At 45.6% G+C, this 2,158-nt stretch carries 2 protein-coding genes; both read right to left on the bottom strand.

Going from position 1 to position 2,158, the window contains the following annotated elements; genetic code table 11:
• Positions 1-1,056, bottom strand: a 1,056-nt coding sequence (locus tag OEL90_RS14990) for an alpha-ketoacid dehydrogenase subunit beta (RefSeq protein WP_300689923.1), incomplete at its 3' end; no start/stop codon positions are given.
• 14 nt (positions 1,057-1,070) lie between these two features.
• Positions 1,071-2,003: a thiamine pyrophosphate-dependent dehydrogenase E1 component subunit alpha gene (locus tag OEL90_RS14985; RefSeq protein WP_300689920.1), complete on the bottom strand. Its 933-nt coding sequence runs from the start codon at positions 2,001-2,003 to the stop codon at positions 1,071-1,073.
• Positions 2,004-2,158: the final 155 nt, after the last annotated feature.

The raw sequence follows: 2,158 nt of genomic DNA, 5'->3' as shown, positions 1-2,158 counted from the left end.
AAATGGACCTTTGAACCAATCTCCTGGCACATCAGGGAGAGATGTTTTTGAATGTTCCAGTTCAGACGTATCCAGAGAAAGGTTAAAGAGTGTGCCGACAACTCGCGCCACATCAACTGCCCCTGGATAATACGCTTTCGCTAATGCCGAACTGGTTGGAGTGGGATGGTCCGGCAAAGCGACCCTTTGAGGCGCACTTTTTAGGAAATCAAAACACTCCATTGCTGTTCTTGCAACGATCTCACTCGAAACTGATAATGTTTCAGTTGCAGTATCAAGAACTAAAAGACGTCCGGTTTTTTTCACGGAATTAAATATTACATTCCAATCTATTGGGTTCACTGAACGCAGATCAATGAGATCGCACGTTATGCCCTTTTTGCTCGAAAAGTTTGTGGCATGAATGGCCTCCACAGTCATGTAGGAGAGAGCGACAATAGTAAGGTTTTCACCTGTGCCAATGAGATGGGCTTTGTCCAGTGGGACCCGAAAGTCCCCTTCTGGCACTTCACTTTCCATATTATGCAACCAGCGATGTTCCAGATAAATAACTGGGTTATTGTCGAAAATGGCTGAAAGCAACATACCTTTGGCATCATATGCAGTAGTCGGCATAACGACCTTGAGTCCTGGGACATGGGCAAACATAGCCTGAAGATTCTGAGAATGTTGCGGCCCCTGCCCCCACCCCCTGCCAATAACAAGCCTGATGGTTATCGGAACTGAGCGACGGCCGCCAAACATATAGCTCCATTTGGCAGCATTGTTAACGAGCTGATCCATTGCCAACAGGGAAAAATCCAACCGCTGATGCGACATTACAGGGCGGACTCCATTGAGAGATGCGCCAACAGCAATTCCTGTCAATGCATTTTCAGAAATGGGCGTATCAAAAACGCGTGCAGCGCCAAATTTTTCTACCAGCCCTTGAGTCGTGCCAAAAATACGTTTAGGATCATTCATACCCAGGCCAAATGCCAGTACAGACTGATCTTGCTCCATCGCCAGCATAAGTGCTTCATTGACAGCTTGGGCATAGGTAATAATACGAGCCATGAAAATCTCCCGCCCTAATCTGCGTACACGTATTTTCCTGCATCAGTAGAGGCAGGAAAAGGTGATGACTCTGCATATTCAAAGGCTTCTTCAATTTCTTTTTGAATGGCAGTATCCATGGAAGTTACATCCTGTTTTACCAAATACCCTTGTTTGAGCAATTGTGATTCAAGGAGGTCGATTGGATCTTTCTTTTTCCAATTTTCAAACTCAGTCACTGATCGGTACCCTATATCATTATCGAAATTAGGGCCACAATGCTCTCTCCAACGATAGGTTGAAAACTCAATAAAATAGGGGCCTTTACCGCCCCGAATATGCTCTGCTGCCAAAGATACTTTTTTATAAACCTCAACCACATTATTTCCATCACCGCTGTCGCTTTTTATTCCCCAGGCATTTACCATATGCGCGATGTTGCGATCAGACGGCTGTCTCACGTCAAGCGGAGAATAAACTGAGTAAAGATTATTTTCGCAAATATAGAGCACGGGAAGCTGCATAAGAGCAGCAAAATTGACCGATTCGTAAAAAACACCTTCCTCAACTGCACCATCCCCCAAATAGACACAACTTATTTGAGGTGTGCCGTTGCGTAAAATTGAGAATCCAAGACCTGTCCCAATTGGAATAGTGCCACCCACAATAGATGTACTTCCCATAAAACCAACCCGTTCATCAATTAGATGCATTGAGCCACCGCGACCAGAAGAGCAACCCGTTTCCTTCCCAAAAAGTTCAGCGATCATCCGCTTGAGATCACCTCCTTTTGAGAGGTAATGTCCATGAGATCGATGGGTGCTAACAGCCAAATCATCTGCATGTAGAACGGCACTAACTCCTACAGAGACAGCCTCTTGACCAGTACAAAGATGAACTGGACAACGCATTTTCCACTCAGTGTACCGTGAGGCGATAGTTTCCTCTACAGCCCGAATGCGCTTCATGCTAAACAACATCCCTATTAAATCGTCTGTAAACATACACATGCTCGACTCTGATCCTGACCGTCACTTGCGGACACTTTGTTAAGCGGCTTGCTAAACCTCAAACGTTCTAGACTGATGCAACCATTCGCACTGTGGCGCTAATCGCGCTTGGA

It is taken from the genome of Acidaminobacter sp. (genome assembly GCF_030247605.1).
GTDB lineage: Bacteria > Bacillota > Clostridia > Peptostreptococcales > Acidaminobacteraceae > Acidaminobacter.
The sequence above is the reverse complement of the archived record's forward strand: the minus strand, read 5'-3'. Positions and strand labels throughout refer to the sequence as shown.

What these genes read in the sequence shown, in the direction of transcription:
- OEL90_RS14985 (WP_300689920.1), bottom strand. Translation starts at nt 2,003, where the DNA reads ATGAAGCGCATTCGGGCTGTAGAGGAAACTATCGCCTCACGGTACACT.